This window comes from Actinoplanes campanulatus, assembly GCF_014647795.1.
In the GTDB taxonomy this organism is placed as follows: domain Bacteria; phylum Actinomycetota; class Actinomycetes; order Mycobacteriales; family Micromonosporaceae; genus Actinoplanes; species Actinoplanes campanulatus.
This window is the reverse complement of sequence record NZ_BMPW01000002.1, coordinates 1-25,202: the sequence shown is the minus strand read 5'-3', so window position 1 is coordinate 25,202 and position 25,202 is coordinate 1. Positions and strand designations below refer to the sequence as shown.

At 73.0% G+C, this 25,202-nt stretch carries 24 protein-coding genes and 1 pseudogene; 11 read left to right on the top strand and 14 right to left on the bottom strand.

Features of this window, described 5'->3' with window-relative positions; translation table 11 throughout:
* Window positions 1-14: 14 nt before the first annotated feature.
* Complete coding sequence (locus IEZ13_RS04965; RefSeq protein WP_183217291.1) at window positions 15-1,430, top strand: alpha,alpha-trehalose-phosphate synthase (UDP-forming); 1,416 nt, start codon at window positions 15-17, stop codon at window positions 1,428-1,430.
* Here the strand turns inward: IEZ13_RS04965 and IEZ13_RS04960 are convergent.
* The 6 genes from IEZ13_RS04960 to IEZ13_RS04935 form a co-directional block, all read right to left on the bottom strand.
* Window positions 1,417-2,181 carry an alpha/beta hydrolase gene (locus tag IEZ13_RS04960; RefSeq protein ID WP_183217289.1) on the bottom strand — a complete coding sequence of 255 codons (765 nt, stop codon included), beginning with the start codon at window positions 2,179-2,181 and terminating at the stop codon, window positions 1,417-1,419. The two genes, IEZ13_RS04965 and IEZ13_RS04960, sit on opposite strands and share 14 nt — an antisense overlap.
* A gap of 73 nt (window positions 2,182-2,254) precedes the next feature.
* The gene (locus tag IEZ13_RS04955; protein WP_183217287.1) at window positions 2,255-3,574 is read right to left on the bottom strand and encodes a flavin-containing monooxygenase; all 1,320 of its coding nucleotides are present in this window, start codon (window positions 3,572-3,574) and stop codon (window positions 2,255-2,257) included.
* A 25-nt stretch (window positions 3,575-3,599) separates the two neighbouring features.
* A complete protein-coding gene (locus IEZ13_RS04950) occupies window positions 3,600-4,295 on the bottom strand; it encodes an endonuclease/exonuclease/phosphatase family protein (RefSeq protein ID WP_229794464.1) in 696 nt (231 codons plus the stop codon).
* A 9-nt stretch (window positions 4,296-4,304) separates the two neighbouring features.
* Window positions 4,305-5,252, bottom strand: coding sequence for an ROK family glucokinase (locus IEZ13_RS04945; RefSeq protein WP_183217285.1), 948 nt, complete (start codon window positions 5,250-5,252; stop codon window positions 4,305-4,307).
* A 26-nt stretch (window positions 5,253-5,278) separates the two neighbouring features.
* Window positions 5,279-6,058, bottom strand: coding sequence for a hypothetical protein (locus IEZ13_RS04940; protein ID WP_183217283.1), 780 nt, complete (start codon window positions 6,056-6,058; stop codon window positions 5,279-5,281).
* Between the two features lie 22 nt (window positions 6,059-6,080).
* Window positions 6,081-6,533 (bottom strand): SRPBCC family protein, encoded by a 453-nt coding sequence (locus IEZ13_RS04935; RefSeq protein ID WP_183217281.1) that lies wholly within the window; start codon window positions 6,531-6,533, stop codon window positions 6,081-6,083.
* A 92-nt stretch (window positions 6,534-6,625) separates the two neighbouring features.
* Here IEZ13_RS04935 and IEZ13_RS04930 point away from each other — a divergent pair, with 92 nt between their 5' ends.
* Window positions 6,626-8,314, top strand: coding sequence for a GAF domain-containing sensor histidine kinase (locus IEZ13_RS04930; RefSeq protein ID WP_373292969.1), 1,689 nt, complete (start codon window positions 6,626-6,628; stop codon window positions 8,312-8,314).
* Between the two features lie 7 nt (window positions 8,315-8,321).
* Entirely contained in the window at window positions 8,322-8,990 is a 669-nt protein-coding gene (locus IEZ13_RS04925) for a response regulator transcription factor (protein ID WP_014688640.1), read from the top strand.
* 62 nt (window positions 8,991-9,052) lie between these two features.
* On the opposite strand, the gene IEZ13_RS04920 is transcribed toward IEZ13_RS04925, so the two are convergent.
* On the bottom strand, window positions 9,053-9,547 hold the full coding sequence (locus IEZ13_RS04920) for a MarR family winged helix-turn-helix transcriptional regulator (protein ID WP_183217280.1): 495 nt from the start codon (window positions 9,545-9,547) through the stop codon (window positions 9,053-9,055).
* A gap of 69 nt (window positions 9,548-9,616) precedes the next feature.
* Here IEZ13_RS04920 and IEZ13_RS04915 point away from each other — a divergent pair, with 69 nt between their 5' ends.
* The gene (locus IEZ13_RS04915) at window positions 9,617-10,846 is read left to right on the top strand and encodes an MFS transporter (RefSeq protein WP_183217279.1); all 1,230 of its coding nucleotides are present in this window, start codon (window positions 9,617-9,619) and stop codon (window positions 10,844-10,846) included.
* Between the two features lie 30 nt (window positions 10,847-10,876).
* On the opposite strand, the gene IEZ13_RS04910 is transcribed toward IEZ13_RS04915, so the two are convergent.
* Window positions 10,877-11,215 carry a TlpA family protein disulfide reductase gene (locus IEZ13_RS04910; RefSeq protein ID WP_183217278.1) on the bottom strand — a complete coding sequence of 113 codons (339 nt, stop codon included), beginning with the start codon at window positions 11,213-11,215 and terminating at the stop codon, window positions 10,877-10,879.
* Window positions 11,216-11,311: 96 nt separating this feature from the next.
* Window positions 11,312-13,261: an ABC transporter ATP-binding protein gene (locus tag IEZ13_RS04905; protein WP_183217277.1), complete on the bottom strand. Its 1,950-nt coding sequence runs from the start codon at window positions 13,259-13,261 to the stop codon at window positions 11,312-11,314.
* A gap of 144 nt (window positions 13,262-13,405) precedes the next feature.
* On the opposite strand from IEZ13_RS04905, the gene IEZ13_RS04900 reads away from it, so the two are divergent.
* Window positions 13,406-13,939: a DUF4240 domain-containing protein gene (locus IEZ13_RS04900; RefSeq protein ID WP_183217276.1), complete on the top strand. Its 534-nt coding sequence runs from the start codon at window positions 13,406-13,408 to the stop codon at window positions 13,937-13,939.
* Here the strand turns inward: IEZ13_RS04900 and IEZ13_RS04895 are convergent, their stop codons facing one another.
* The 4 genes from IEZ13_RS04895 to IEZ13_RS04880 form a co-directional block, all read right to left on the bottom strand.
* Complete coding sequence (locus IEZ13_RS04895) at window positions 13,940-15,064, bottom strand: glycosyltransferase family 4 protein (RefSeq protein WP_275408353.1); 1,125 nt, start codon at window positions 15,062-15,064, stop codon at window positions 13,940-13,942.
* On the bottom strand, window positions 15,064-16,320 hold the full coding sequence (locus IEZ13_RS04890) for a M48 family metallopeptidase (RefSeq protein ID WP_183217275.1): 1,257 nt from the start codon (window positions 16,318-16,320) through the stop codon (window positions 15,064-15,066). Before IEZ13_RS04890 ends, IEZ13_RS04895 begins: the two co-directional genes overlap by 1 nt.
* 96 nt (window positions 16,321-16,416) lie before the next feature.
* Window positions 16,417-16,638, bottom strand: coding sequence for a hypothetical protein (locus IEZ13_RS04885; protein WP_183217273.1), 222 nt, complete (start codon window positions 16,636-16,638; stop codon window positions 16,417-16,419).
* Between the two features lie 84 nt (window positions 16,639-16,722).
* Window positions 16,723-18,093 carry an NYN domain-containing protein gene (locus tag IEZ13_RS04880; protein ID WP_183217271.1) on the bottom strand — a complete coding sequence of 457 codons (1,371 nt, stop codon included), beginning with the start codon at window positions 18,091-18,093 and terminating at the stop codon, window positions 16,723-16,725.
* A gap of 106 nt (window positions 18,094-18,199) precedes the next feature.
* On the opposite strand from IEZ13_RS04880, the gene IEZ13_RS04875 reads away from it, so the two are divergent.
* The 6 genes from IEZ13_RS04875 to IEZ13_RS04850 all read left to right on the top strand — a co-directional run bounded on the left by IEZ13_RS04875 (window position 18,200) and on the right by IEZ13_RS04850 (window position 24,888).
* Window positions 18,200-19,999: a DEDD exonuclease domain-containing protein gene (locus tag IEZ13_RS04875; RefSeq protein ID WP_183217269.1), complete on the top strand. Its 1,800-nt coding sequence runs from the start codon at window positions 18,200-18,202 to the stop codon at window positions 19,997-19,999.
* Window positions 20,000-20,161: 162 nt separating this feature from the next.
* On the top strand, window positions 20,162-21,946 hold the full coding sequence (locus IEZ13_RS04870) for a RelA/SpoT family protein (RefSeq protein ID WP_183217267.1): 1,785 nt from the start codon (window positions 20,162-20,164) through the stop codon (window positions 21,944-21,946).
* A 31-nt stretch (window positions 21,947-21,977) separates the two neighbouring features.
* The gene (locus tag IEZ13_RS04865) at window positions 21,978-22,544 is read left to right on the top strand and encodes an NUDIX domain-containing protein (RefSeq protein WP_183217265.1); all 567 of its coding nucleotides are present in this window, start codon (window positions 21,978-21,980) and stop codon (window positions 22,542-22,544) included.
* Between the two features lies 1 nt (window position 22,545).
* Window positions 22,546-23,397, top strand: a complete 852-nt coding sequence (locus tag IEZ13_RS04860; protein ID WP_229794463.1) for a sugar phosphate nucleotidyltransferase — start codon at window positions 22,546-22,548, stop codon at window positions 23,395-23,397.
* A 118-nt stretch (window positions 23,398-23,515) separates the two neighbouring features.
* Window positions 23,516-23,803, top strand: coding sequence for an Lrp/AsnC family transcriptional regulator (locus tag IEZ13_RS04855; protein ID WP_183217263.1), 288 nt, complete (start codon window positions 23,516-23,518; stop codon window positions 23,801-23,803).
* 2 nt (window positions 23,804-23,805) lie between these two features.
* Window positions 23,806-24,888 (top strand): barstar family protein, encoded by a 1,083-nt coding sequence (locus tag IEZ13_RS04850; RefSeq protein WP_183217261.1) that lies wholly within the window; start codon window positions 23,806-23,808, stop codon window positions 24,886-24,888.
* On the opposite strand, the pseudogene IEZ13_RS46295 reads toward IEZ13_RS04850, so the two are convergent.
* A pseudogene (locus tag IEZ13_RS46295) lies at window positions 24,848-25,202 on the bottom strand (hypothetical protein); the annotation flags it as partial. The gene IEZ13_RS04850 and the pseudogene IEZ13_RS46295 sit on opposite strands and share 41 nt — an antisense overlap.

The window sequence follows — 25,202 nt, the reverse complement described above, 5'->3', positions numbered from 1 at the left end:
CGTAACCTACGGTGATGCGTCAGAGTTCGCTCGTCGTCATCGCCAACCGTCTGCCCCTGGATGACAACGCCGCTCCGGACGGCGCCTGCGAGTGGCGCCGCAGCCCAGGTGGGCTGGCCAGCGCCCTGCACGCGATCCTGGAGCAGGCCCCGGCCACCTGGGTCGGCTGGGCCGGCGGGGTCGGCCCGGCACCGGCTCTGCCAGACATCGGCACCCTGCGGTTACAACCCGTGTCGCTGACCGAGGACGACCTGCGCGGCTACTACGAGGGGTTCGCCAACTCGACCCTGTGGCCGCTCTACCACGACGCGGTGCAGCAGCCGACCTTCGACCGGGGCTGGTGGGAGACGTACCGGACGGTCAACCGCCGGTTCGCCGAGGCCGCCGCCGCCGTGGCCGAGCCGGGCGCCGCCGTCTGGGTGCAGGACTACCACCTCCAACTGGTGCCGGCGATGCTCCGGGAACTGCGGCCGGACCTGCTGATCGGGTTCTTCATGCACGTGCCGTTCCCGCCGCCCGAGCTCTACATGCAACTGCCCCGGCGGGTCGAGCTGCTGCGCGGGATGCTCGGCGCGGACCTGGTCGGCTTCCAGCGGGAACAGGCCGCCCACAACGTCGCCCAGCTCGCCAAGAAGCTGCTCGGGGCGCACGCCACCGACGACGCGATCACGGTCGGCGGGCGGACCGTGCGGACCGGCGCCTTCCCGGTCTCCATCGACGTCGCCGAGATGCGGGCGCTGGCCACCCGGCCCGACGTGGTCAGCCAGGCCGGGCAGCTGCGGCACAGTCTCGGCGCGCCGAAGCGGGTGCTGCTCAGCGTCGACCGGCTCGACTACACCAAGGGCATCGAGCACCGGCTCACGGCGTACAGCGAGTTGCTGCGGGACGGGTTCGTGAAGGTGCGGGACACGGTGATGGTCCAGGTGGCGGTGCCCAGCCGGGAACGGGTGGAGAGCTACCGGGACCTGCGCGACCGGATCGAGGGCGAGGTCGGCCGGATCAACGGCGAGTACGGCCGGGTCGGCGAACCGGCCATCCACTACCTGAACCAGCCGTTCGCCCGCTCCGACCTGGCCGCCCTCTACCTGACCGCGGACGTCATGGTGGTCACCCCGCTACGGGACGGGATGAACCTGGTCGCCAAGGAGTTCGTGGCGGCCCGCGAGGACGGCGCCGGGGCCCTGGTGCTCAGCGAGTTCGCCGGCGCGGCCGCCGAACTGGAACAGGCCTTCCTGGTGAACCCGCACGACGTGGACGGGCTCAAGGCCACCCTGTTGCGGGCCATGGAGGCGGACGGCGAGGACCTGGCCGCCCGGATGTCGTCGATGCGCCGGCACCTCACCGAGCACGACATCATGGCCTGGGCGCGCGCCTACCTCAGCGCGCTCGACCACAGCGGCCGGCTGGCCGAGCGGCTCACAGCTCTTTGAGCAGCCAGTCCAGGACGGCGTCGATCGGCTCGGCCCAGCTCGGCTCCAGCATCAGGTAGTGGCCCATGCCGGGGAAGAGCAGCGGGGCCCCGCCGTAGCGGGCGGCCGCCCGGTCCAGGGCCGCCCGCGGCACCACCCGGTCGTCCGGGCTGCCGGCCACCAGGACCGGCGGTCCGCCGACCGGCTCCGGCAGGTCGGCCCGGCCGAACAGCTCGGCCCGCGGGCGGGCGCCGATCCGCTCCAGGTGCGCGGTGGCCTCCTCGCCGGGGACGTTCGCGCCGAACAGCTGCCTGGCGGAGAACCGCAGGCGGCCGCCGGCCAGCGCCGGGACGGTCCCGGCCGGGTTGCTGCGCAGCGCCGCGCCGAGCGCCGCCCAGCCGTCCAGCACCGGGGCCACCAGGACGGCCGCACGGGCCGGGTAGCGGCCCAGCGCCCGGGCCACCACGCGCGCGCCGGTGCCGTGGCCGATCAGCACCGCCTGGCGCGGCAGTGACGCCGCCACCTGCACCACGTCGTGCGCCTGGGCGCGCAGGTCGCCGCCGGGGCGCGGGGTGACGGCGTGGGCCGGGAAGCCGCGGGCCGCGACGTGCCCGAGCCAGTGCTCGGCGAACGCCCAGCCGCCGTGGCCGAGGCCGGGCACGAACAGCAGCGGTGGGCGGCCCTCGTCGGCCTCGGGCAGTTTCGAGACGACCTCGCGCTCGGCGGGCGGCACCGGTTCGGCCCAGTCCTCGAACCGCAGGATCTCGCTCATGCCGTCACCTCCGCTTCGCTCCGGCGCCGCCATGAGTTCAAGACTGAGCCCAATGGTTCGCTCGCAAGCTCGCTCACTTGACGCCCTCCAGACGGCTCAGGAGGCTCTCCACGGTCCGCAGGTAGTCGACGTGGTCCACCTCGAACCAGTGCCGCCTGGTGGGGACCACCCGGCGTCGCGACCACGAGGCCAGCGGCCGCTGGGACTCCTCCCGCTGCACGGCGGTCGCCCGCTCCGGGTCGGTGCCGTGCAGCCGCAGCCAGCGGGCCACCGCCACGCTCTGCCAGTGCGCCAGCGGGAACAGCCCGGCGTCCGGCTGGACCAGGCCGACCACCGCGAGCGTCGGGTGTTTGCGGGCGAAGACGTGCAGGTGCAGGTCGGGGCGGCCGCGCTCGTCGATGTCCAGCAGCTCGGGGGCGAGGAAGTCGAAACGCGGGCGGTAGCCGGTGGCGGTGATCACCAGATGCGGTTCGATCCGGCGGCCGTCGGTCAGCTCCACGGCCTTGCCGTCGTAGCGGGACACGTCCGGGACCGCCTCGATCCGGCCGTGCCGCAGATACTCCGGCAGCAGGCCGTTGACGACCGGGTGGCTCTCGGACGGGGCGTGCTCCGGCGCCGGGACGCCCCACCGGGTGAGGTCGGCGACGCCGCGGCGGTAGCGCCGCTGCCGCAGCCAGGCCGGGCCCTTCCGGTGGCGCACCTGGTCGGCGGGGCGGTCGCCGAGGTACTTCGGGCCGTACCAGTAGCCGCGCCGGGTGGAGTGCCACACCCGCTCGGCGTGCTGGGCCGCCTCGACCACGATGTCGCAGCCGGTGTTGCCGCCGCCGATCACCAGCACCCGCCGGTCACGCAGCCGGGACGGGTCCTTGTATCCCGCCGCGTGGATCACCTGCCCGCTGAAGTCGCCGGGGATCTCCGGGCTGACCGGCGACCAGTTGTGCCCGTTGGCGATCACCACGGCCGCGTACCGCTGGACCCGGGACGAGCCGCCGCCGGTCGAGTTGATCGTGACGTCCCAGCGGCCGTCGCCGGCCGGGACGACGGACACGACCTCCATGCCGTACCAGATGTGGTCGGTCAGGCCGAAGTGCTTGGCGTACCGCTCGAGGTACTCCAGGACCCGGCTGTGGTGCGGGTAGTCGGGCCAGTGGTCCGGCATCGGGAAGTCGGGGAACTCGGTGAGCGGCCGGGAGGTGACCAGATGGGTGCCCGCGGAGACGGGGCTGCGGTCGTGACGCCAGTTCCACGCGCCGCCGACCGACGTCTCACGCTCGTAGCAGTCGACCGCGAAGCCCAGCTCGCGCAGGTTCTTGATGGCGGTCAGGCCGCTCGCGCCGGCGCCGATCACGCACACGGCGCCGCCACGGTCACCGAGGTCCGGGGAGTCTTGCACCCGGCGATCCTCGCAGACCGAAAGGCTAGGAGGAAGGGAGCAAAAGGTCCGCGACGATCGGTAAATGATCACTCGCGACGCGTGTCCGCTCGGTCGAGATGATCTCGTAACGTTCGATGGCCACGCCGGGGGTCACGAACAGCCCGTCGATGCGCCGGCTGGGCACCGCGGCCGGGAAGGTCGGCGCGTTCTCCGCCGACCCGAGCAGGCCGTCCTCGACCATCCGCCAGGCGCCGCCGCCGGGGCCCTCGTTCAGGTCGGCCGCGACGATCATCGGCCCCTCGATCCGGTCCAGCTCGGCCTTCCAGCACGCCGCCTGGGACGGGCGCTCGGCCGGGTCGGTGGCCAGGTGCGATCCGGACACCGTGAAGGTGGCGCCGCGGACCGCGCCCTCGGCGAACACCGCGCCGCGCAGATGCCGGCCCGGGGTCAGCGGGTAGCGCATGCACCAGCTCCGCCGGATCGCCACCCGCAGGCTGACCAGCAGCAGGTTGCCCAGCGAGGGCAGGCCGCCCGCGGCCACCACGAGACCGGTCTCGGAGGCGAGCCGCGCGCATTTCTGCCGCCACCGGAACCGGCGCGGCGCCTCCTGCACGACGAGGACGTCCGGGGCCAGGTCGCGGACCAGGCCGATCAACGCGGCCCGGTCGTCCCGCAACCCGTGGACGTTGTAACTGACCACACGCAGCGGAACCCCGGGCCCGCCCGCCACCCCGGACACCCCGCCTCCTCAGGCGCGTCGCGCCAGGTCGGCCGCGCCGACCACACCGGCCGCGTTGCCCATCCGGGCGGCGTGCACCTCGGCCACCGGGAACCGGCCGCGGTTGGACAACTGCTCCCGGTACGCGCGTTCGATCGGCCCCATCAGCAGCGGCCCGGCGTCGACCACGCCCCCGCCGATCACCATGACCTGTGGGTCCAGGCTCTGCGCCAGGTCCGCCAGGGCCACGCCGAGCCAGTAGCCGACCTGGGCGAACGCGTCCATCGCGACGCCGTCGCCGGCCCGCGCCGCCTCGGTGACCTGCCGGCCGGTGATCGCCAGGGGGTCGCCTCCGGCCAGCTCCAGCAGCTTGGCGGCCCGCTCCGGCTCCTGCCGCGCCCCGGTCCGGCCGAAGCGGACCAGCGCGTTGCCGCTCGCGTACTGCTCGAGGCAGCCGAGACGGCCGCAGCCGCACGGATGCCCGTCCGGAACCGCCTGGATGTGGCCCAGCTCGGCCGCGATGCCGTGGGCGCCGCGCCACAGACCGCCGTTCACCACGATCGCGCCGCCGATGCCGGTACCGACGGTGATCATCAACATCGACTCGGCGTGGAGGGCGACACCGAACCGGAACTCCGCCCAGGCGGCGACGTTGGCGTCGTTGTCCAGCACGACCGGCAGCCCGGTGGCCTTGCTCACGTACGACTGGAGGGGCTCGTCCCGCCAGGCCAGGTTCGGCGCGAAGAGCACCGTCGAGCCGGCCGCGTCGATCCACGCCGCCGCGCCGATCCCGATCGCCTTCGCGTCCGGGTACTGCGCCGCCAGCTCTGCGGCCACCTCGACGATCGTGTCCCGGGTCCCGGCGGGGTCGTCCGCCGGGGTCGGCCTGCGGTCCGACGCGAGCACGTTGCCCTGTTCGTCGACCACGCCACCGGCGACCTTGGTGCCGCCGACGTCGATTCCGATGGTCAGCGTCACGCTGCCCGTCCCCTCTACCGAACTGTTCACACCACGCCGCCGGAGCGGGCGCCGTCGCCCGGCTCCGTGCCGTGGTCCTCGGGCGCCGAAGCGCCCAGGTCATGATCCACGCTACGGTGCTCGGCCGCGTCGTCCGCGGCCGCCTCCGTGGCGTCCATGACCACTGTCCCGGACGAATCGGCTGTCGCCATCGCCCAGACGTCTCCCGTCACCCCGCCCGAACGAGGTGGGCCCGCGGCACGGGCCGCCGCGGCCCGCTCGACCGCCGCCGCCACCGCCCGCTCGGCGGCCGCGGCACGGGCCCGGGCCGCCGCGGCGGCCTGCGCGGCCGCCTCCCGGGCGTCGGCCGCGCTGGCCGCGCCCCACGGGTCGCCCGCCGTGTCCGGCGCGGGCGGCTCCGCAGCGTCCCCCGCCCGGGTGGCCGCGGCCCAGGCCCGGTCCGGGTCGGGCGCCGGCTTGGCGCGTGGCGCCGGCGGGCGGGGCGGCTCGGCGGCCAGCGAGGAGAACGCGCGCATCAGGCCGGCCACGCCGCTGGCGATGTCACCGGCGCTGGCGGCGATCCGCGCGGCGGTCTCCGGGTTCGGGTCACGCACGGCCGTGATCGCCCGGCAGACCGGGCAGACGCAGCACTCGGCGCTGCCGGTGGCCAGGTCGTCGCGGGACAGCACGCCGATCAGGCCCGCGACGGAGTCACCCAGGAGGCCGAAACCGTCCCCGGACGGGTGGCCGCCCGCCGACGAAGCCGAGGCCCGGGCGAGGATCGCCGCGACCAGCCGTTCGGCCTCTTCCCGCGCTGACCCGGGCATCCCTGCTCCCCTCGGCCCGCGCTCAGGTCGCGGGCAGGCTCTCGACACGGCGCTTGAGCTCCTTCAGCGCCGTATCCATGATCATTTTCTCCGCCTTCCGGCGGAACATCCCGAGCATGCCGATCGCGAGATCCACCGCAAGGGTGTACGTCACGGTAGTGCTGCCGTCCGCGTTCTCCACCAGGTCGTACGACCCGTCCTGGGAACGCTGGGTCTTCGACGGCTCGACCAGGTGCCACTCGATCCGGGAGAGGTCGTCGGCGTACGCGTACTCCAGCGTGTACTCGTCGACCAGGACGGTGGCGTCGATCTGGAAGCCCACCTGCGCCGCGTAGCCGTCCTCGTACTCCTCGAGAACCTCCACCTTCTTGATCGACTCGGCCCATTCCGGATACCGAGGGAAGTCGCAGATCACCGCGGCCACCCGGGCCAGGGGCGCATGGACCTGAATCGACTGTGTCGAGGTGTCCGCCATGCAGGGAGGCTACCCGTTGCGAGGGCCTCGGCGCGCCACCGGGGCATCGTGCTGACGAGCCGATGCCGGACCGGGCCGATACCATCCGTGACGTGCCAGCCCTCGTCAGTGGTCCCGCGCGCATCCGCCCGGCCGAAGCCGCCGCCCGCGTCGTCATGCTCCTGCTGGTCGCCGCGCTCACCCTGACCGCCACCGGCGATCCGGCCCAGCTCGGGTGGATCGGCCTGCTGGCGATCGCGGCGGTGCCCAGCTTCGTGGCCCGGGGGCACGCCGTGCTGGCCCCGCTGGGCCGCCTCGCCGAGGTGGTGGTGACCTGTCTGGCGGCCGGCTGGATCGCGGCCGCCGCGCACGCCGCCGACCGGGTCGACGCCGGGTTCGGCGCCGAGGCCGTGCTGCCGTACCTGGCGGTCCCGCTGCTGACCGCGGCTCTGCGCCGCCGCCCGGCCGAGGGGATCACGCTGCTCGCCGTGGCCGCGGCCACCATGGTGGTGGGCGGCGTGCTGGCCGAGCCGGGCGACCCGCTGCGCCAGCCGGGCTATCTGGCCGCCTGCGGGCAGTGGCTGGTGCTCGGCGCGATCATCACGTTCGCCGCCGAGACGATGCGCCAGCTGCTCCAGCCCCCCGAGCCGACGCCGCAGCCGTACGCCGAGGCGACCCGCCTGCTCACCCAGCTGCGCAGCGTGGCCCGGCCACTGCCGGGCGCCACGCTGGACCCGGGCGGCATCTCCGAGCACCTGCTGGAGGAGCTGCGCGCGGTGGCGCCCGGCCACCGGGCGGCGGTGCTGTCGGCGAGCGGTGGCGGCCGGCTCGTGGTGCTGGCGCAGACCGGCGCCGAGCGGGTGGACTGGGAGACCACCCTCGACGCGGACTCGGCCATCGCCGACGCCTGGGCCACCCAGCAGCCGCAGCCGGCCAGCCGCTCGCAGGCGCGCAGCCACCCGGGCGGTGACGTGTCGTCGCTGGTGGTGCCGCTGGTCGCCGGGGTCCGGACGATCGGACTGGTCATTCTGGAGACGGACGCCTCCGGGGCGTACCCGTCCTCGGTGATCCAGGCGGTGACCGAGGTGACCGGCCCGGCCTCGCTGCGGCTGGAGGCCGCTCTGCTCTTCGACGACGTGCGCTCGCTGGCCACCAACGAGGAGCGGCAGCGGCTGGCCCGCGAGATCCACGACGGGGTGGCGCAGGAACTGGTGATGGTCGGCTACGGCATCGACAACGCCCAGGCCACCCTGCCGGAGGGCGCCGAGGAGACCGCCGAGGAGCTGCGCGTGCTGCGGGCCGAGGTGACCCGGGTGATCACCGAGCTGCGGCTGAGCCTGTTCGAGCTGCGCTCCGAGGTCGACCGCAATGGCGGGCTGGCCGCGGCCATCGCGGAGTATGCGCGGACGCTCGGCACCAGCGCCGGCCTGCGGGTGCACTTCACCTTCGACGAGTCGACGGCCCGGCTGCCGGCCGCCACCGAGGCGGAATTGCTGCGCATCGCCCAGGAGGCGATCACCAACGCCCGCAAGCACGCGGGCGCTTCGAACCTCTGGGTCACGTGCACGGTCGACCCGCCCTACGCTGAGATCGAAGTGTCCGATGATGGCAAGGGGTTCGCGGACACCCGCCCGGACGGCCGTTACGGCCTTACCATCATGGCCGAGCGCGCCGAACGTATCCGAGGACGTCTCAAGATCACGCCGCGACACCCCAGCGGGACAACCGTCGCCGTAGTGCTCGGAACCCCGCCTCGGCGCGATAGCGTGCGGGATAGCGTTTCAGCTCCAGAAGGGGAGTAACCCGAGCATGTCGACCAGTCCGGCGCCGACGACGCGCACCAAGGTCCTCCTTGTCGACGATCACGACCTGATTCGTAAGGGGCTGCGACACGCATTCGAGCGCGACCGCCAGTTCGAGGTCGTCGGCGAGGCCGCCACGGCGGCGGAGGCGGTGCGCCAGGCCGGCGCACTCCAGCCCGATGTCGTGATCATGGACCTCCGCCTGCCCGACGGCAGTGGCCTGGAGGCCACCCGAGCCCTGCGGAAGAACAACGCGAACATGGGCATCGTCGTCCTCACCATGTATGCGGGCGATGACCAGCTCTTCGGCGCTCTCGAGGCCGGGGCCAGCGCGTTCGTGCCCAAGACCGCCCCGGCGGACGAGGTGGTGGCCGCCGCCCGGCACGCCGCGTCGGCGCCCAGCGCGTTCACCGCGGCCGATCTGGCCGAGGCCATGAAGCGGCGGCTCGCGCCGTCCGGCCCGCAGCTGTCCCCACGTGAGGGTCAGGTGCTGCGGCTGCTCGCCGACGGCATGAGCGTGGCGGGGATCGCCAAGCAACTGTTCGTGTCGGAGTCGACCGCGAAGACCCACATCTCGAAGCTCTACGAGAAGCTGGGCGCGGCGAACCGGGCGCAGGCGCTCATGACCGCGCTGCGCCTGGGCCTCCTCGAGGCGCCCGACGCCCCGAAGTTCTAGACGTTTCGGACGGATTCGGCGTTTCTGGTATCGAAGCGCCGAATCAACAAATAAGCCGCACGTTATCCCTCCAGGGAAAGTAGGACTTTCCGCAGCAGGCCGTTGAGCTGGACCAGCTCCTCGTGGCGAAGCGCCGCGAGGGCCCGCTGATCGACCGCCATGCCCTTGAAGATGTATTTGTTCCACATCTCCCGGCCCTTCTGCGTGGGGCGGACGATCACCCGCCGCCGGTCGGCACCGTCGATCTGCCGCGTGATCAGCCCCGCCTCGTCCAGCCGGTCGAGCCGGCTGGTCACCGCGGCCCGTGTCACGTTCAGCGCCTCGGCCAGCTGCGCCGGGGTCGCCTCGGTGGGCCACGGCTGCACCATCAGGACGTGCAGCGTCTTGTAGTCCTGCACGGTGAAGCCGTCGTTGAAGATCGCCAGGTCGGCCCGGTCGATCCAGCGCTGGATGTACTTCATGCGAACCAGGGCCCCCTCGACCTCGGGGGCGAACTCCGGCTCGTTCTTCCAGAACCCCGCCCACCGGGCGACGTGCTGATCGACGCTGTCTTCCATGTGCGAAGTCTGCCACGAATCTGATTATTCGATTGCTGATAGTTAAACGGTGAACTACTGTCTCGCGGCATGACCCGTGACTTCCGGCTGCTCGCCACCGGCCAGGGCCTCTCCTGGCTGGGCAACGCGTTCCAGACCGTCGCCCTCGCCGTCGCGATCTTCACCACCGGCGGCGGCGCCGGCGACCTCGGCCTGGTCATGGCCGTCAACGTGCTCACCCTGCTGACCGGCACGCTGTTCGGCGGGGTCTGGGCCGACCGGCTCCAGCCGCAGCACGTCATGGTCGGCTCCGACCTGATCCGGTTCGGCGCCACCGCCGCGATCGCCGGGATGTTCGCCACCGGCGGCTACCACCTGGCCCTGCTCTGCGCCCTCACCGTCGTGTCGGCCGGCGCCGGCAGCTTCTTCAGCCCGGCGATGAGCGCGCTCAAACCCCTGCTCGTGCCGGCCGAGGACCGGCAGAAGGCCAACGCCACGCTCAGCCTCCTCCAGTCGGCGTGCGGCGTGGCCGGTCCGGTCACCGCCGGCGTCACCGTCGCCGCCTTCGGCGCGCCGGCCGGTTTCACGATCAACGCGGTCAGCTTCCTCGCCTCGATGGTCGCGGCCGCCCTGATCCGGGTACGGGCTCCGCGCGGCCCCCGCTCGTCGGTCCGCCGGGAACTGTCCGCCGGATGGCAGGAGATCCGCAGCCGGGACTGGCTGCTCACCAACCTGATCGGCGCGAGCGTCTACCACATCGGCAACGGCGTCATCCTCGTCCTGGTGCAGATGGTCGCGATGCAGCGGCTCGGCGGGGCGCACGCGATCGGCTGGATCGCCGCGGCCCAGGGCCTGGGCGGGGTGATCGGCTCCGCGGTCGGCATGCGGTTCCGGCCCCGGCGCCTGCTCTTCGCCGGGCTCCTGGCCCTGCCGCTGATGTCGGTCTGGGCCTTCGCCTACGTCTGGCCCGGCACGCTGGCCGCCGTCATGATCGGCGCCGTGATCGGATACGCCGGGCTGCTCTTCTACGACGTCGCCTGGGACACCTCACTCCAGGAGAACGTGCCGCACAGCGCGCTCGGCCGGGTCAGCTCCTGGGACTACCTGACCTCGTTCCTGGCCATGCCGGTGGGCAACGCCCTGGCCGGGCCGCTGGCCGGCCGGTTCGGCACCGACCGCGTGCTGACGGTGTGCGCCGTCGTCCTGTTCGCGGCGAGCGCCTCGATGCTGCTGGCCCCCGGCTGCCGTCGCCTGATCCGCACCGGCGTGCCCGCCCCGGAAGCCGATCACGCTCCGAAACCCCTCGTCCCGGCGACCTGACCGACTTCGCTCAGGGCTGGGCGACTTCGTTCAGGGCTGGGCGGGAAGCAGCTCGGCGAGCGCCGCGATCAGATGCGGCTTCGTCGGGACGCCGGCCGCCCGCCGGACCTCACGCCCCTCGGCATCCAGGATCAACAACGTCGGGGTACGCCAGATGCCCAGCTCCCGAACCTCATCGAGATGGCTCTCGGCATCCACCTCGACGTGGCGCACCGCCGGGAGAAGGGCGGCGACCTCGGCGCTCACCCGGCGCACCGCCCGGCACGGCGCGCAGAACGCGGTGGAGAACTGGAGCAGCGTGGCAGACGCCGGCCCCACCCCGAGACGCCGCAACAGGGCCGGGTCGATCCGCACGCCGGAGTCGCTCATGACCCCATCCTCCCGCGCCGGCGGCGGACCCCCGGAAGGCGGTGCGACGGCGGAATGGGTTGCGGAGAACGCGGCGGCCGATGGAGGTGGCCCGGGTCACGCGGATTGGTAGGCGCTGGCCTGCAACGTGAACAACTGCGCATACAGCCCGTCCGCCGCGATCAGCTCCTCATGGTCACCCTCCTCGACGACCACCCCGTGATCCAGCACGTAGATCCGGTCCGCCTCCCGGACACTCGCCATCCGGTGGGTGATCAGCACCACGGTCCGCCCCTCGGCCAGGTCCCGCAGCCGCCGGTAGACCTCGTGCTCGGCCCGCGCGTCCAGGTTGGCGGTCGGCTCGTCGCAGATCAGCAGCGGCGCGTCCCGGTGGAAGGCCCGGCTCACGGCGAGCCGCTGCCACTGCCCGCCGGACAGGTCGGCGCCGTCGGTGAAGTGCCGGGACAGCAGGGTCTCGTACTCCCGGGGCAGTTCCATCACGAACTCGTGCGCGTCCCCGGCCCGCGCCGACGCCTGCACGTGGTCGAGGGTCGCCGGCCGGTCGTGCCGCCCGATCGCGATGTTGAGCCGCGCCGACAGCGGCCACCGGATCGGCTCCTGCATCACCACGGCGACCCGGTCGCGTACCGAATCCGGATCCATCCGCGCCACGTCGACCCCGTCCCAGGTGACCGTGCCGTGCTGCGGCCGGTGCAGCCCGGCCAGGACGGCGGCCAGCGTCGACTTGCCCGAGCCGTTCTCCCCCACCAGCGCGATGATCTGCCCTCGCCGCAGCGCCATGCTGACCTCCTTGACCGCGGGCCGGTCGGCGTCCGGATAGCTGAACGTCACCCGGTCCAGCCGGATCTCCTGGAAGTCCCGCGGCGCGCGCCGGCCCGGCTCCGGTTCGGCGTGCGCCAGCGACATCTCGCAGAAGCCCTGGAAGTCGGCGAAATACAGGCCCTGCTCGTACACCCGGTTGGCGGTGAAAGCCAGCTCACGCAGCTTGTCGATGCCGATGTTGATGGCGTAGGCGGCCGCGCCCCCGGCGGCCAGCTCCATCCGGCCGGTCCAGAGCAGCCAGCAGAGCATCGCGTACGCCGCCCCGGTCACCAGACCGCTCAGCGTCTGCCCCACCAGGTTGGTCCGGACCACCCGGGTGATCACCCGGATCTCCTCCAGCGTGGAGACCCGCAGCAGCCGGCCCACCTCGGTGAGCAGGAACCGCCGGATCGTGAAGGCCCGCAACTCGGCGGCCGGCTCGCGCGCCGCCAGCAGGTAGGCGAGCATCCGCTGACGCCGCCAGACCGCGATCAACCGCAGCTTGCTGCGGTAGCCGAGCCGGGCCGCGCGTACCGCCGCCCAGGCCGTCGGCACCACCGCCAGCACCAGCATCGGCAGCAGCGCCGGGTGCAGCACGGCCAGCACGCCCGCGGCCGCGACCAGCCCGACGAGGTGGGTGAGTACCTCGATGCCGTGATCGACGACCTGCTGGGCCGCGAAGATCCCCCGATCCCGGGCCCGTTCCATGGCGTCGCGCCATTCCGGGTCGTCGAAGGTGACCAGGTCGACGCGGGTGGTCAGATCGAGCAGCCGCATCTCGGCGGCCTCGTACACCATCGGGGAGAGCCGTCCGTGCGCCGCCGTCGCGGCCGAGGTGAGCACGCCACGCACGGCCAACGCCAAGATCAAGAGCAGCAGCGAGGGTACGGCGGCCCGCACCCGCTCCGGCGTCGGTCCAGTCTGGAGCAGCCCGTCCAGCACCCCGACCACGCTGATCAGCCCGAAGGCGGCGGCCAGCCCGGCGGCCAGTTGCAGGGTCAGCACCGCGACGGTGGTCCGGCGGCTGGCCCGCCAGCCGAGCAGCCACGCCTCCCTCAGCAGTCTCGGCAGCCGCCGCACCATCTGCAGGAACGTGGTGTTGGCGGCCTCCTCGGTGCTGGTCAGCCAGTAGGGCAGCTCCAGCTCCCCGTCGTCCGGTGGGGTGAACACCGTCTCCGTGGAGTGCTCGTCCGGGGTGGTCTCGCCGGTGGGGGTGGATTCCGGTGCAGCGGCGCCGTCCGGCATCGATGACCTCCATCGAGGTAGGACTCCACCTCGTTCCTACGCCGTACGGCCGGGAGGCGTCCACCGGCTTGTCCGGGATTCCGCATTCACTCACGCGGTCGCGGTCCGTGATGGACGGTCGCGGGTGTTGGTACGTTGCCGGCCATGACCACCGACACCTCGGGGGCGGTCCTGCCCTCGCCCGCCGACGAGGCCCGGTTCTGGGCTCTCCTCGAAGCCGCCTGGGCGGAACTCGGCGACGAACCGGCCGCCGTCCGGCAGCGGCTGATCCAGCGCGCGCCCGGCGCGTACCCGGAATGGCTCTATGATCTCGATCCTTGGATGGATCCGTTCCTGGAGCGTCTGCGCGGGCTCAGCGACGGCCTCGGCAGCGGCGAGCTGACCGGGCTGGATCGTGTTCTGGAGCGCAAGCTCTACGATCTCGACCGGCGCGACGTCTACGACGCGACCCCCGCCACCGAGGAGGGCTTCCTCCACGCCCGCGGCTACATCGTGGCCGCCGGCCAGGAGTTCTACCAGGCGGTCCAGGCGGAACCGAGGCTGGCCATCGAGGACGCCTGGTGCGAGGGGATGGGCTGGTTCTTCGCCCACCTGCACCGGGAACGGTTCGGCGGCGACCCGGAGACGGGCTCCGGGATCAGCCGAGAGTCCTACAGCAACGAGGCGGGCTGGCAGTAGTCAGGCTCCGGCGAGCAGGCCGGTGAGGCGGGCGGCCTGCTTCTCCCAGCGCCACTCGCGCTCCACCCAGGCCCGGCCGGCCTCGCCCATCGCCTTCGCCCGCACCGGGTCGCCGAGCAGCTCGGCGACCCGGGCCGCGATGGCCGGGACGTCGGTGCCGCCGACCACGTAGCCGGTCTCGCCCTCGCGGACCGCGTCGGGGGCGCCGCCGGAGTCGCCGCCGACGACCGGCAGTCCGGTGGCGGAGGCCTCCAGGTAGACGATGCCGAGGCCCTCCACGTCGAGACCGGCGGCGCGGGTCCGGCAGGGCATGGCGTAGACGTCGCCGGCCGCGTAGTGGTCGGGCAGCTCGGCCCACGGGACCGAGCCGGTGAACACCACGTCGGCCTCGACGTCGTTCTCCCGGGCCAACCGCTCCAGCGTCTTGCGGTACGGACCACCGCTGACCAGCAGCAGCGCGGCGCCCGGCACGCGGCGGCGGATCTCCGGGAGGGCGCGGATCAGCATGTCCTGGCCCTTGCGCGGGACGAGCCGGGAGACGCAGACCACCACCGGGCGGCCGGTCAGCCCGTGCCGCCTGCGGACGGCCTCGCCGTCCACACCGGGATGGAACTTCTCCACGTCCACACCGGGGGCGAGGCGCCGCAGCTCGGTGCGGCCGTGCAGGGCCCGGTCGAGGCGGGTGCGCTGGTACTCCCCCAGGTAGGTGATCACGTCGTTGCCCCGGGCGATGCGGCGCAGCAGGCCACGGGCGCCGGGCAGGGCCGCCCAGCCGATCTCGTGCCCGTGGGTGATGCCGACCGCCCGCTCGACGCCCGCGTCGCGGCGCAGGCCGTGGGCGAGCAGGCCGAGCGGCGCGGCCGCCCCGAACAGGACGCGGTCGCAGCCGTGCGCGCGGGCCAGCGCGGCCGCCCGGCGGGCCACCGACGGGGTGGGCAGCAGGATGCCGGTGTCCTCGCGGACCACCTCGAACGGCTGCTCGGCGTCGAACGCCGCGGCCCCGCGCCAGGTGGACGAGTAGACCACGATCGACCCGGCCGGCTGCCGGACCGCCAGGTTGTGCACGAACTGCTGGATCCCGCCGGGCCGGGGCGGGAAGTCGTTGGTGACCAGGAGCGTGCGCATCAGCGGGCGCCCTGGGCCCAGGCGCGGGCGGCGGCCATGCGCTGCACGGTGGACGGGTGCGAGGCGAACATGGCGTGCTCCCAGGACGGTGGATCGGGGTCGGCGAGGTTGACGGTGCCGAGGCGGCGCTGCATCGCCTCGAAGGTAGCCGGGTCGCCGGTCAGCTCGAGCGCGTGGCTGTCGGCACGGGCCTCGACCCGGCGGGAGACGAACGACTGGGCCGGGCCGGCGACCAGGCCGGCGACCGTGGTGACGGCCAGGAGCAGGCCGATCGCGCGGGGCTCGGCGATCGACTCCACCCCGGCCAGGCGCAGCAGCCCGGTCCACGAGCCGAGCAGGTAGAGGACGATCACCGCGACGGCGGACCCGAGCGCGCCCATGATCGTGCCGGTGAGCACGTCGTTGTCCTTGGCGTGGCCCAGCTCGTGCGCGGTCACCGAGACCACCTCGCCGGGCGTGGCCTCGGTCAGCATGGTGTCGTAGACGACGATCCGGCGGGTCGGGCCGAGCCCGGAGACGTAGGCGTTCACCGCGCGGGTGCGGCGGGAGGCATCCGCCACCAGGACGTCCTTCACCGGGACGCCGTCGCGCTCGGCGAGGGCGAGCAGCTCGCTCCGCAACGGGCCGTCCGCCATCGGGGTGAACCGGTTGAAGATCGGCTCGACCACCACCGGGAGCACGAAGGAGAGCAGCACCACGAGCCCGGCCGCTCCGGCCGCCCCGAAGGCCCACCACCAGCGCGGTGCGAAGTGGGTGACGGTGAAGAAGGCGGCCAGCACCACCCCACCGAGGACCGCGCCCACCCCGAACGACTTGAGCAGGTCGACCGCCCAACTGCCCCACGTCTGGGTGGAGATGCCGTAGCGCACCACCACGGTGTGCCGCCAGATCGCCAGCGGCAGGGTGAGCAGCTCGGCGACGAACACCACGGCGAGCCCGCCGAGGACGGCCCGGGCCAGCCAGTGGTCACCGAACGGGCGGCCGGCCAGCTCGACCAGCCGGGCGCCGAGCGGGGTGAGGCCGAGGGCGAGGGCGATCAGCAGGCCGAGGAGCATCCCCGCATACGACAGCGGGCGCAGCTCGGCGTGGAAGGCGCGGGAGCGGGCCACCTGGTCGGCCGGGAACTGGCCGAGGGCGGCGAGCTGGTCGGCGCGCGGGGCCGGAGCACGGTGCCAGGGCACGGCCACGGCGACGAACCCGATCAGGGCCACCAGCAGCACGATCAGGGCGCCGCCCGCCCAGAGCCGGGGTGTCATCACACCGCTCACCTGCTTCTCTCAACCCTGACGAACGCGCCGTGTGATCGCCCATCCTAGAGAGGCCGGCACGATCCGGCCGCCCGCCCGTCATGATCACGCCACGTCACGGCCGGGCGGGAGCACCCGCACCACGACGGGCGGAGGTGGCGTCCGCAACAACTCCACCTCGAACCCGGCCAGCTCGAACGTCTCGATCGCCCGCAACTCGCCCGGCGTCAGGTCGGCGATCCCGTCAGGGGTGTCCATCAGCACACTGACCAGGCAGCCGTCGCAGTCGACGGTCCGCTCGGCGCAGCGCCCACAATCGATGATCATGACCTTCCCTCCATCCGGAGAGACGGTCCGCCAGCGGACCGCCACCATCGGTGACAGTCACGCTAAGCGAGGGGTACGACAGTTTTACGAGCGCGACAGCCGGCGCAGCAACGAATCGGCGCCCATCGGGTAGGCGCCGTGCCGCCGCACCCCGTCGGCCACCTCCCGGTCGGAGGAGACCACCACGACCGGGCGGCCCGGTGGCTCGGCCCGGACCAGCTGGCGGATCAGCTCGTCGGCGGTGGTGCCCTTGCGGGAGAAGAGCACCCGCACACCGCGCGGCGCGGGTGGCAGACCGTGCACCCGCTCGGCCCCGTCGAAGACGACGGTGACCTCGTCGCCGGTCTGCGCGGCTATCCCGCCGAGACCGGTGATCAGGCGTTTGCGCTGCTGTTCGAGCGACATGTCGGCGAAGCCGCGCTTGGTGACGTTGTAACCGTCGACGACCAGGTGCGCCCGGGGCAGGGCGAGCAGCTGGTCGAGGCGGCCCGGGTCGTCGGTGTCCTGGGCGCGGGCGCGGGACCGCTCGGGCGCGCCGGGGCGGTCGGCGGAGACCTCGGCCACGAAGTCGGCGGGCAGCTTGTCGGCCGGGCCGAGGGCCAGCTCCCGCCGCAGGCCGGTGGCGGCCTGGCCGATCGTCTCGAGCAGCAGCCAGAGGCGGGCGTCGTCGACCGACCGCGCGTCCTTGGCGGCCTGCTTGCCGGTGGCCGCGGTGGCCTCGGCGTCGGCGAGGCGGGAACGCAGACGGCGCAGCTCCGCCTCATGGTCGAGGGCGACCCGCGCGGCCCGGCCCTTCTCGGTGGCGAGCAGGTCGCCGGCGCGCTTCTGCGCGGCCTGCGCCTCCCGCAGCGCCTTGGCCGTGGCCCGCGACTCCTCGCGCAGCTGGTTCAGCTCCTCGCGGACCCGGGCCAGCTCGTCGCGCAGCTTCTCGGCCTCGACCCGGGCGACCGCCCGGTCGTGCTCGGCGCGGGTGGCGCGCTGCTCGGCGGCACGCACCTGGGCGGCCACCGCGGCGCTGTCCGCCTCGGCCCGGACGGCGTCGCCGGCGGCGCCGATCAACTCCCGCCAGCCCTCGGGACGGGCCAGGTAGGCCAGTGCCGCCACCTCGACCGGATCGGCCGCCGCCGGTGCGACGCCGCTGGTCACGGCCGTGCCGAGATCACCGGCCTCGGCCATGATGCGGCCGCCGATGCGCTGCCGGAAGACCGGGTCGGAAACCAGTTGGGCGGCGATGTCGCGGCCGCCGAGGCGGGCTCTGCGGTTGGGCGCGAAGCGGGCCACCCGGCGCAGCGGCACCGGCATCTCGTCGGGGGGCAGGCCGGGCAGTGCGGCGGCGGCCAGGGCGGTGATCCGCTGACGGACCGCCTCGGGCAGGACCGGCTCGGGGGCGTAGTCCGCAGCCTCCGGCGCCGCCTCCTCCTCGGGGCGGTCGTCGGGGTCGAACAGCACGGACATCCACCCATTCTCACACCGCTCACGACCTATTGGCCCAGCGGAGCAGGTGATCTTTTCTCACCCCGGCCCCGGTTTATGTCGTACCCGCGCTTTAAAGTTCCGGCCCGTGACACAACCGGCGTACGTGCAGGGCACTCTGGACACGCTGCTGTCCGCGGACGGGTCGGTGGATCCGGCGGCGCTGTCCCTGGCGGACACCACTTTCGTGGTGCTCGACCTGGAGACCACCGGCGGTGCTCCGGACGGCGCCGGGATCACCGAGATCGGCGCGGTCAAGGTGCGTGCCGGCGAGCGCCTGGGCGAGTTCGCGACGCTGGTCAACCCGGGTGAGGCACTGCCGCCGTTCATCACCGTCCTGACCGGCATCACCGAGGCGATGCTGCGGCCGGCGCCGCCGATCGAGACGGTGCTGCCGTCGCTGCTGGAGTTCCTGCGCGGGGCGGTCCTGGTCGCCCACAACGCGCCGTACGACGTGGGCTTCCTCAAGGCCGCCTGCGCCCGGCACGGCTACCCCTGGCCGAACCCACGGGTGCTGGACACCGCGGCGCTGGCCCGGCGCGCCCTGACCCGCGACGAGGTGCCCAACCGCAAGCTGGGCACGCTGGCCCACTTCTTCCGGTCCACGGTGCAGCCGAACCACCGTGCGCTGGACGACGCGAAGGCCACGGTCGACGTGCTGCACGGCCTGATCGAGCGGCTGGGCAGCTTCCAGGTGCACACGCTGGGCGACGCCGTCGAGTTCGCCCGGGCGGTCACCCCGGCCCAGCGACGGCAGCGGCACCTGGCCGACGGGCTGCCGCACGTCCCGGGGGTCTACCTGTTCCGGGCCGCCGACGACCGGCCGCTCTATGTGGGCACGTCGAAGGACATCGCCACCCGGGTGCGCAGCTATTTCACGGCCGGCGAGAAGCGGGCGCGGATCTCCGAGATGCTCACCGCGGCGGTCCGGGTGGAGGCGGTGGAGTGCGCCCACCCGCTCGAGGCGGAGGTCCGTGAGCTGCGGTTGATCGCCGCGCACGCGCCGCCGTACAACCGCCGGTCGAAGTTCCCGGAGCGGGTGGTGTGGCTGAAGCTGACCGCCGAGGCCTACCCACGGCTGTCCGTGGTCCGCAAGCTGACCGAGGACGGCGCCACCTATCTGGGCCCGTTCTCGTCCCGCCGGACGGCGGAGCTGGCCGCCGCCGGGGTCTACGACGCGGTGCCGCTGCGGCAGTGCAACCACAAGCTCTCGCTGCGCTCGAAGACGCCGGCCTGCGCGCTGGCCGAGCTGGGCCGGTGCCCGGCGCCCTGCGAGCACGAAATCACCCCGGAGGAGTACGACGCCCGCGCCGCCCTGCCCTTCCGGACCGCCACCTCGGGCGACCCGGGCCCGGTGGTGGACGCGATCCTGGCCCGGATCGACACGCTCGCCGACCGTGAGCGGTTCGAGGAGGCCGCGGTCGTCCGGTCCCGGCTGATCGCCCTGCTCCGGGCCCTGGTGCGGATGCAACGGCTGGCGGCGCTGACCCGGCTGGAGGAGATCGTGGCGGCCCGCCGGGACGACCGGGGCGGCTGGGAGATCTCGGTGATCCGGCACGGCCGGCTGGCGGCGGCGGCCACCTCGCCGCCGCGCGAGCATCCCCGCCCGACCCTGGACGCGGCGAGGCTGACGGCGGAGACGGTGCTGCCCGGCCCGGGCCCGGCGCCGGCCGCGACGGCCGAGGAGACCGAGCGGATCCTGGCATGGCTGGAGCGGCCGGACACCCGCTTGGTGGAAACCTCGGGCGACTGGGTGTCACCGGTTCGTGGCGCCGCGCGTTTCATCGCCCTTCTCACCAGGGCTGAAGCCGCCGCATCGCATCAAGACTCAACCGTTCGCCTATCGGTAAGTGACCGTTCGGATGACGCTCGCTCGCATAGGCTGTAAGGCACGCGCAACTGAAGCCAAAGAATCCCGGTAATAGTTCGTCACATTTGTGGGCCCGCGCCTTGGCGAGCGGACCCTTCCGATGATTCTCTTGCGGCAGCAAAACGCGAGGCGACTCCGCGCATCGGCTGGTGCGCGGGCGATCGGTGAGGGGGTGTCCGGGTGGACGTCGACGCCGGCCACGGCGCCGCCTTCGGTCATGCCCTGCCGACCACGTCCCAGGACCTCTCCTTCACGCGGCGGCTGCGCTCACTGTTCAGCTTCCAGGGCGACGACGACGATCCGGTCGCGACACTGGCCCGCACGCACCGCAGCATCCACTCCTCCGCCGACGTCGCCGTGCTGCGCCGCAGCTACGCGATCGCGGAGAGCATGCACCGCGGCCAGTTCCGCAAGAGCGGCGATCCGTACATCACGCATCCCCTGGCGGTCGCGCAGATCTGCGCCGAGCTCGGCATGGACACCACCACCCTGGTCGCCGCGCTGCTGCACGACACGGTGGAGGACACCAGCTACACGCTGGAGGCGCTCCAGGGCGACTTCGGCCCCGAGGTGGCCCACCTGGTCGACGGCGTGACCAAGTTCGACAAGGCGTATTACGGGAAGGCCGCCGAGGGCGAGACGATCCGCAAGATGATCGTCGCGGCCGGCAAGGACGTCCGGGTCCTGATCATCAAGCTGGCCGACCGGTTGCACAACATGCGCACGCTGGGCGCCCGCTCCACCGCCTCCCGGGCCCGGATCGCCACGGCCACGCTGGACGTGCTCGTCCCGCTCTGCGACCGGCTCGGCATCCAGGCCCTCAAGCGCGACCTCGACGACGTGGTGCTCTTCCACCTCGAGCCGGACGCGTTCGCCCGCATCGACGAGCACGTGAAGAACCGCCCCGGGTGGGACGACTACCTCGCCGACGTCTCGCACCACGCCCGGTCCGCGCTGCGCCGCTCCCGGGTGACCGCCGAGGTGACCCCGCGTCCCCGGCACTACTACTCGATCTGGAAGGACACGGTCGCGGGCGGGCACACCGTACCCCTCGATCTTCCCCGGATCGCGGTGGTGGTGGACGGCCCGGACACCGACTGCTACGCCGCTCTCGGCGCCATCCACGGGCGCTGGCGCCCGGTGGCCGGCCGGTTCAAGGACTTCATCGCCTCGCCGAAGAACAACCTGTACAGATCCCTGCACACCACCGTGGTGGGCCCGGAGGGCAAGCTGGTCGAGGTGCTGATCCGCACCAAGACCATGCACCGCTACTCGGAGTACGGCGTCGCCACCAGCTACCGATATCCCAAGGTGGCCGACGAGCCACCCGGCGCCGATCAGCTGACCTGGCTGAAACGAGTACTCGACTGGCAACAGGACACGACGGACGCGACACAGTTCCTCGACTCGCTCCGATGTGACCTCGCCGAGGGCCAGATCACGGTCTTCGCTCACGGCAACGCCTACGAGTTACCCAGTCAGTCCACCCCGGTCGACCTGGCGTACGAGTTGGGCCCCCGACAGGGCGACCAGTGCCTCGCCGCCACCATCAACGGACGTCTCGCCCCCCTCAGCTCCCCCCTCCGCGACGGTGACGTCGTCGAGATCTTCTCCGAATCCGACGGCCAGGTCGAGACCGAGCCCAGCGTGCCACGCGGCCCCCGCAAGGAGTGGCTCGGTTTCGTCAAGTCCAGCCAGGCGCAGATGCAGATCAACCGGTTCTTCGACGAGAAGAACGAGCCGGGCATCAGCATCGCCGACAAGGTCCGCCTGGGCCGGGCCACCATCGGGCTCACCCTCCGCAAGCACGACCGGGGCCTGGCCAGCGAGGTTCCGCTGCGCCGGCTCGCCGAGGAACTCGGCTACCCCGACCTGGAAACGCTGCTGGTCGCCGTCTGCGAGCGCAATCTCGAACCGGACGCGGTCGTCGAGCAGCTCATCGCCCTGGTCGACCACCCCGACTGAGCCGCACAGCCTCCCCCGTTAGCCTTACGCCGTGAACATTCCCCGGCAGATCCGCGGCCTCGCGTATCAGGCCTTCTACGGGCTGCCACTCCCGGTCCGCCGGCATGTGGCCCGGACGGTCTCGCCCAAGTACCTGGTCGGCGCGGTAACGATCATCAGCGATGCGGAGACCGACGGTCCCCGGCGCATCCTCCTGCTGCGCCAGCCGCCGGGCCGCGGCTGGGGCCTTCCGGCCGGCCTCCTCAAGCGCCGCGAACTGCCCGCGGTGGGTGCCGCCCGCGAGCTTTTCGAAGAGGCGGGGGTCCGCGTGGAGCCCGGTGATCTGACGCCCGGCAACCCGAACGCGATCGTCCACCCGAACGGTGGCGTGGTCGACACCGTCTGGTTCGGCTCGGTGCCGGCGTCGAGCACCCCACTGGCGGTCGACGGTGGCGAGGTCCTGGAGGCCCGCTGGTTCCCGGTCGACGACCTGCCGGACCTGACCTGGCCCACCGCCCGGCTGCTCGGCATCTACGGCCTCGGACCGCGCGCCGGCGAACTGCCGCCGTCCATCCCGGCCGGCACCTACCACATCCCGTCCCCGGCCTCCGGGGAGTGACGTGACGATCTCCTCCACCCCCGTGCCGGTGTGCGGCGTGGTGCTGGCGGCCGGCGAGGGGCAGCGCCTGCGCCCGCTCACCGAGACGCTGCCCAAGGCGCTCTGCCCGGTCGGCAACCTGCCGCTGCTCGATCACGCCCTGCGAAGGTTCGCCGGGCTCGGCCTGTCCGGGCCGGACACCGTCGCGGTGAACGCCGCCTACCTGGCGGCGCAGGTGGTGGCCCATGTCGGCCGGCGCGCCCATCTGTCGGTGGAGCCGGACGGCCCGATCGGCACCTCCGGTGGTATCGGCCGACTGCGCCCGTGGATCGACGGCCGCGCCGTCCTCGCCGGGAACGCCGACGCCTACCTGCACGATCCGGTCCGTGACCCGGGTAAGGACGTCGCCGCGCTGCTGGACGGGTGGTCCGGCGAGACGGTCCGGATGCTGACCATGCCGTGCCGCCCCGGGGAGAGCGGCGGCTTCAGCGGCCACCGGTTCGCCGGTCTCTCGCTCATCCCGTGGCGCTACGCCAAGGACCTCGCCGACGTGGACAGCAGCCTCGTCCGGACCGTGTGGCGCCCCGCCGAGGCGGCCGGCGAGCTGGAGCTGATCGGCTACCAGGGTTTCTACCTGGACACCGGCACGCCCGCCGACTATCTGGCCGCCAACCTGCACGCGGCCGGCGGCGTCACCCTGGCCGATGTCTCGGCCCGGGTCACCGGCGCGGCCACCGAGTCGGTGCTCGGCGCCGGCTCGGTCGTCGAGGGGACGGTGGTCCGCTCGGTTCTCTGGCCGGGCGCCCAGGTCGCCCCCGGTGAACATCTCGTCGGCGCCGTCCGCACGGCCGCCGGCCTCACCGTCCACGCCTGAGCCGTGGACGGGCCCGACGTGATCGGCAGGACAGGTCTGAGGGCGTGTGCGGGGCGGGGCCGGGTGGGCATAGCATGAGCGCGACCCACTTTTGTCCTCAGAGACGAGGAGTGCGCTGGTGAACACCGCGATCGTCCACATCGACTGCGCGACCGACTCGATTCCGGAGGTGGCCGGGGCGCTGGCCGCACTGGACGGGGTCAGTGAGGTCTACTCCGTGGCCGGAGGCGTGGATCTGATCGCGATCGTCCGGGTGCCGCACTTCGACGACATCGCCGAGGTGATCGCGGGCCGGATCTCCAAGACGCCCGGCGTGATCAACAGCGAGACGTTCGTGGCCTTCCGCGCCTACTCGAAGCACGACCTCGAGGACGCCTTCGCCATCGGCCTGCCGGACGCCGACTGACGTTGCGCCCGCTCTGGCTGCTGACCGACGAGTACAGCGACGACCTGCCCGAGGCGGAGCTGTCCCGGCCGGTCGGGACGTGCGCCGAGATCGACGGGCTGTTCGCCGATCTGCCCGAGCCCGGCCTGGAGCGGTTCGCGCTGGTGGACTGCGATCCCGAGCCGGGGTTGCGGGGCCGCCTCGGCGAGGTGTGCCTGGAGGCCCCGCCGCACGACACGTGGCTGCGGGACGTGACAGTGGTGGGCGCCGCCGACGGCCGGGTCGAGCTGACCGGGCGGGTGCACGCCGAGCACCATCTGCGGCCGGAGACCGAGATGCCGGCCGGCTCCGTCGACGGGTTCCGGCTCAGCCTGCCGGACGACACCACGCTGGCCCGCTGCCGAGCGGTCGAGGGCGTCTACCGCCGGCGGCCGGAGCTGGAGCCGCCCAGTGTGCGCCTGATCGGTTTCCGGCCGGAGCCGTGGTTCCGGGATCGCCTGACGACACGGCGCCCGGGCGGCCTTCGGATCGCCGCCTCCATCTCCGGCCTGGCCGCCGACGGGCAAGAGCTGGGCACCCTCGAACCGGGAGTGTTCGCGGACGTGACGGCGGTCCGGCCGTCCCCGCTCGGCCCGGAGCTGTTCGACGTCGACCTGGACGGCGGGATGATCGAGCCGATCCCGGCGCGGGCCCGCGCGCTCTGGGACGGCTGGCTGGAGCGGCGGCCCGGCACCCCGGGCACCTGGCACCCTCTGGACACCGCGATGCGTCACGAGTGGCTCCGGCTGGCCCTGGCCGGCCATCGGCACGACTCCCCCGACCGGCCCGCGGGTGCGGTCTACCACCTGGACGGCCGGCACGTCACCGACGTGAACGGCTTCTACTGCGCGCTCGGTGAGGCGGTCAACGGCCCCGGCGGGTACTTCGGCTGGAACCTCGACGCCGTCGACGACTGTCTCCGCGGCCGGTGGGGCGCCACCACCCCGTTCCGCCTGGAGTGGAGCCACTTCCCGGTGGCCCGGACGAGCCTCGGCGGCGACGAGGTCGACTACCTCGTCGGTCTTCTCACCGAGTCGGACCGCGTGACGGTCGTACCGGGCGGGTGACCACCCACTCCGGCCCGGCGGGCGCGCCGCGGCCCGGAGTGGGCAGCGCCTCGCGTGGCTCGGCGGGACGGGGTGATTTCCTGGTGGCGTGCAGGCCGGTCTCGGACGCCCATAGCCACATCGGTTTCGGGTGGTCGATGCCGCGGATCCGTTCGATGGTCACCTGGATCAGGGTGCCTTCGACGACGGGTAGTTCATCGGGGTGCCCGGCCCATGCGTCGCGGCGTTTCAGGCGTTGGTGCATCCGGTCGAAGGCGGCGTGTCCCGGTGGGTGGGGGCGTAGGGCCGTAGAAGACCCGGTCGCTGCGCAGCCG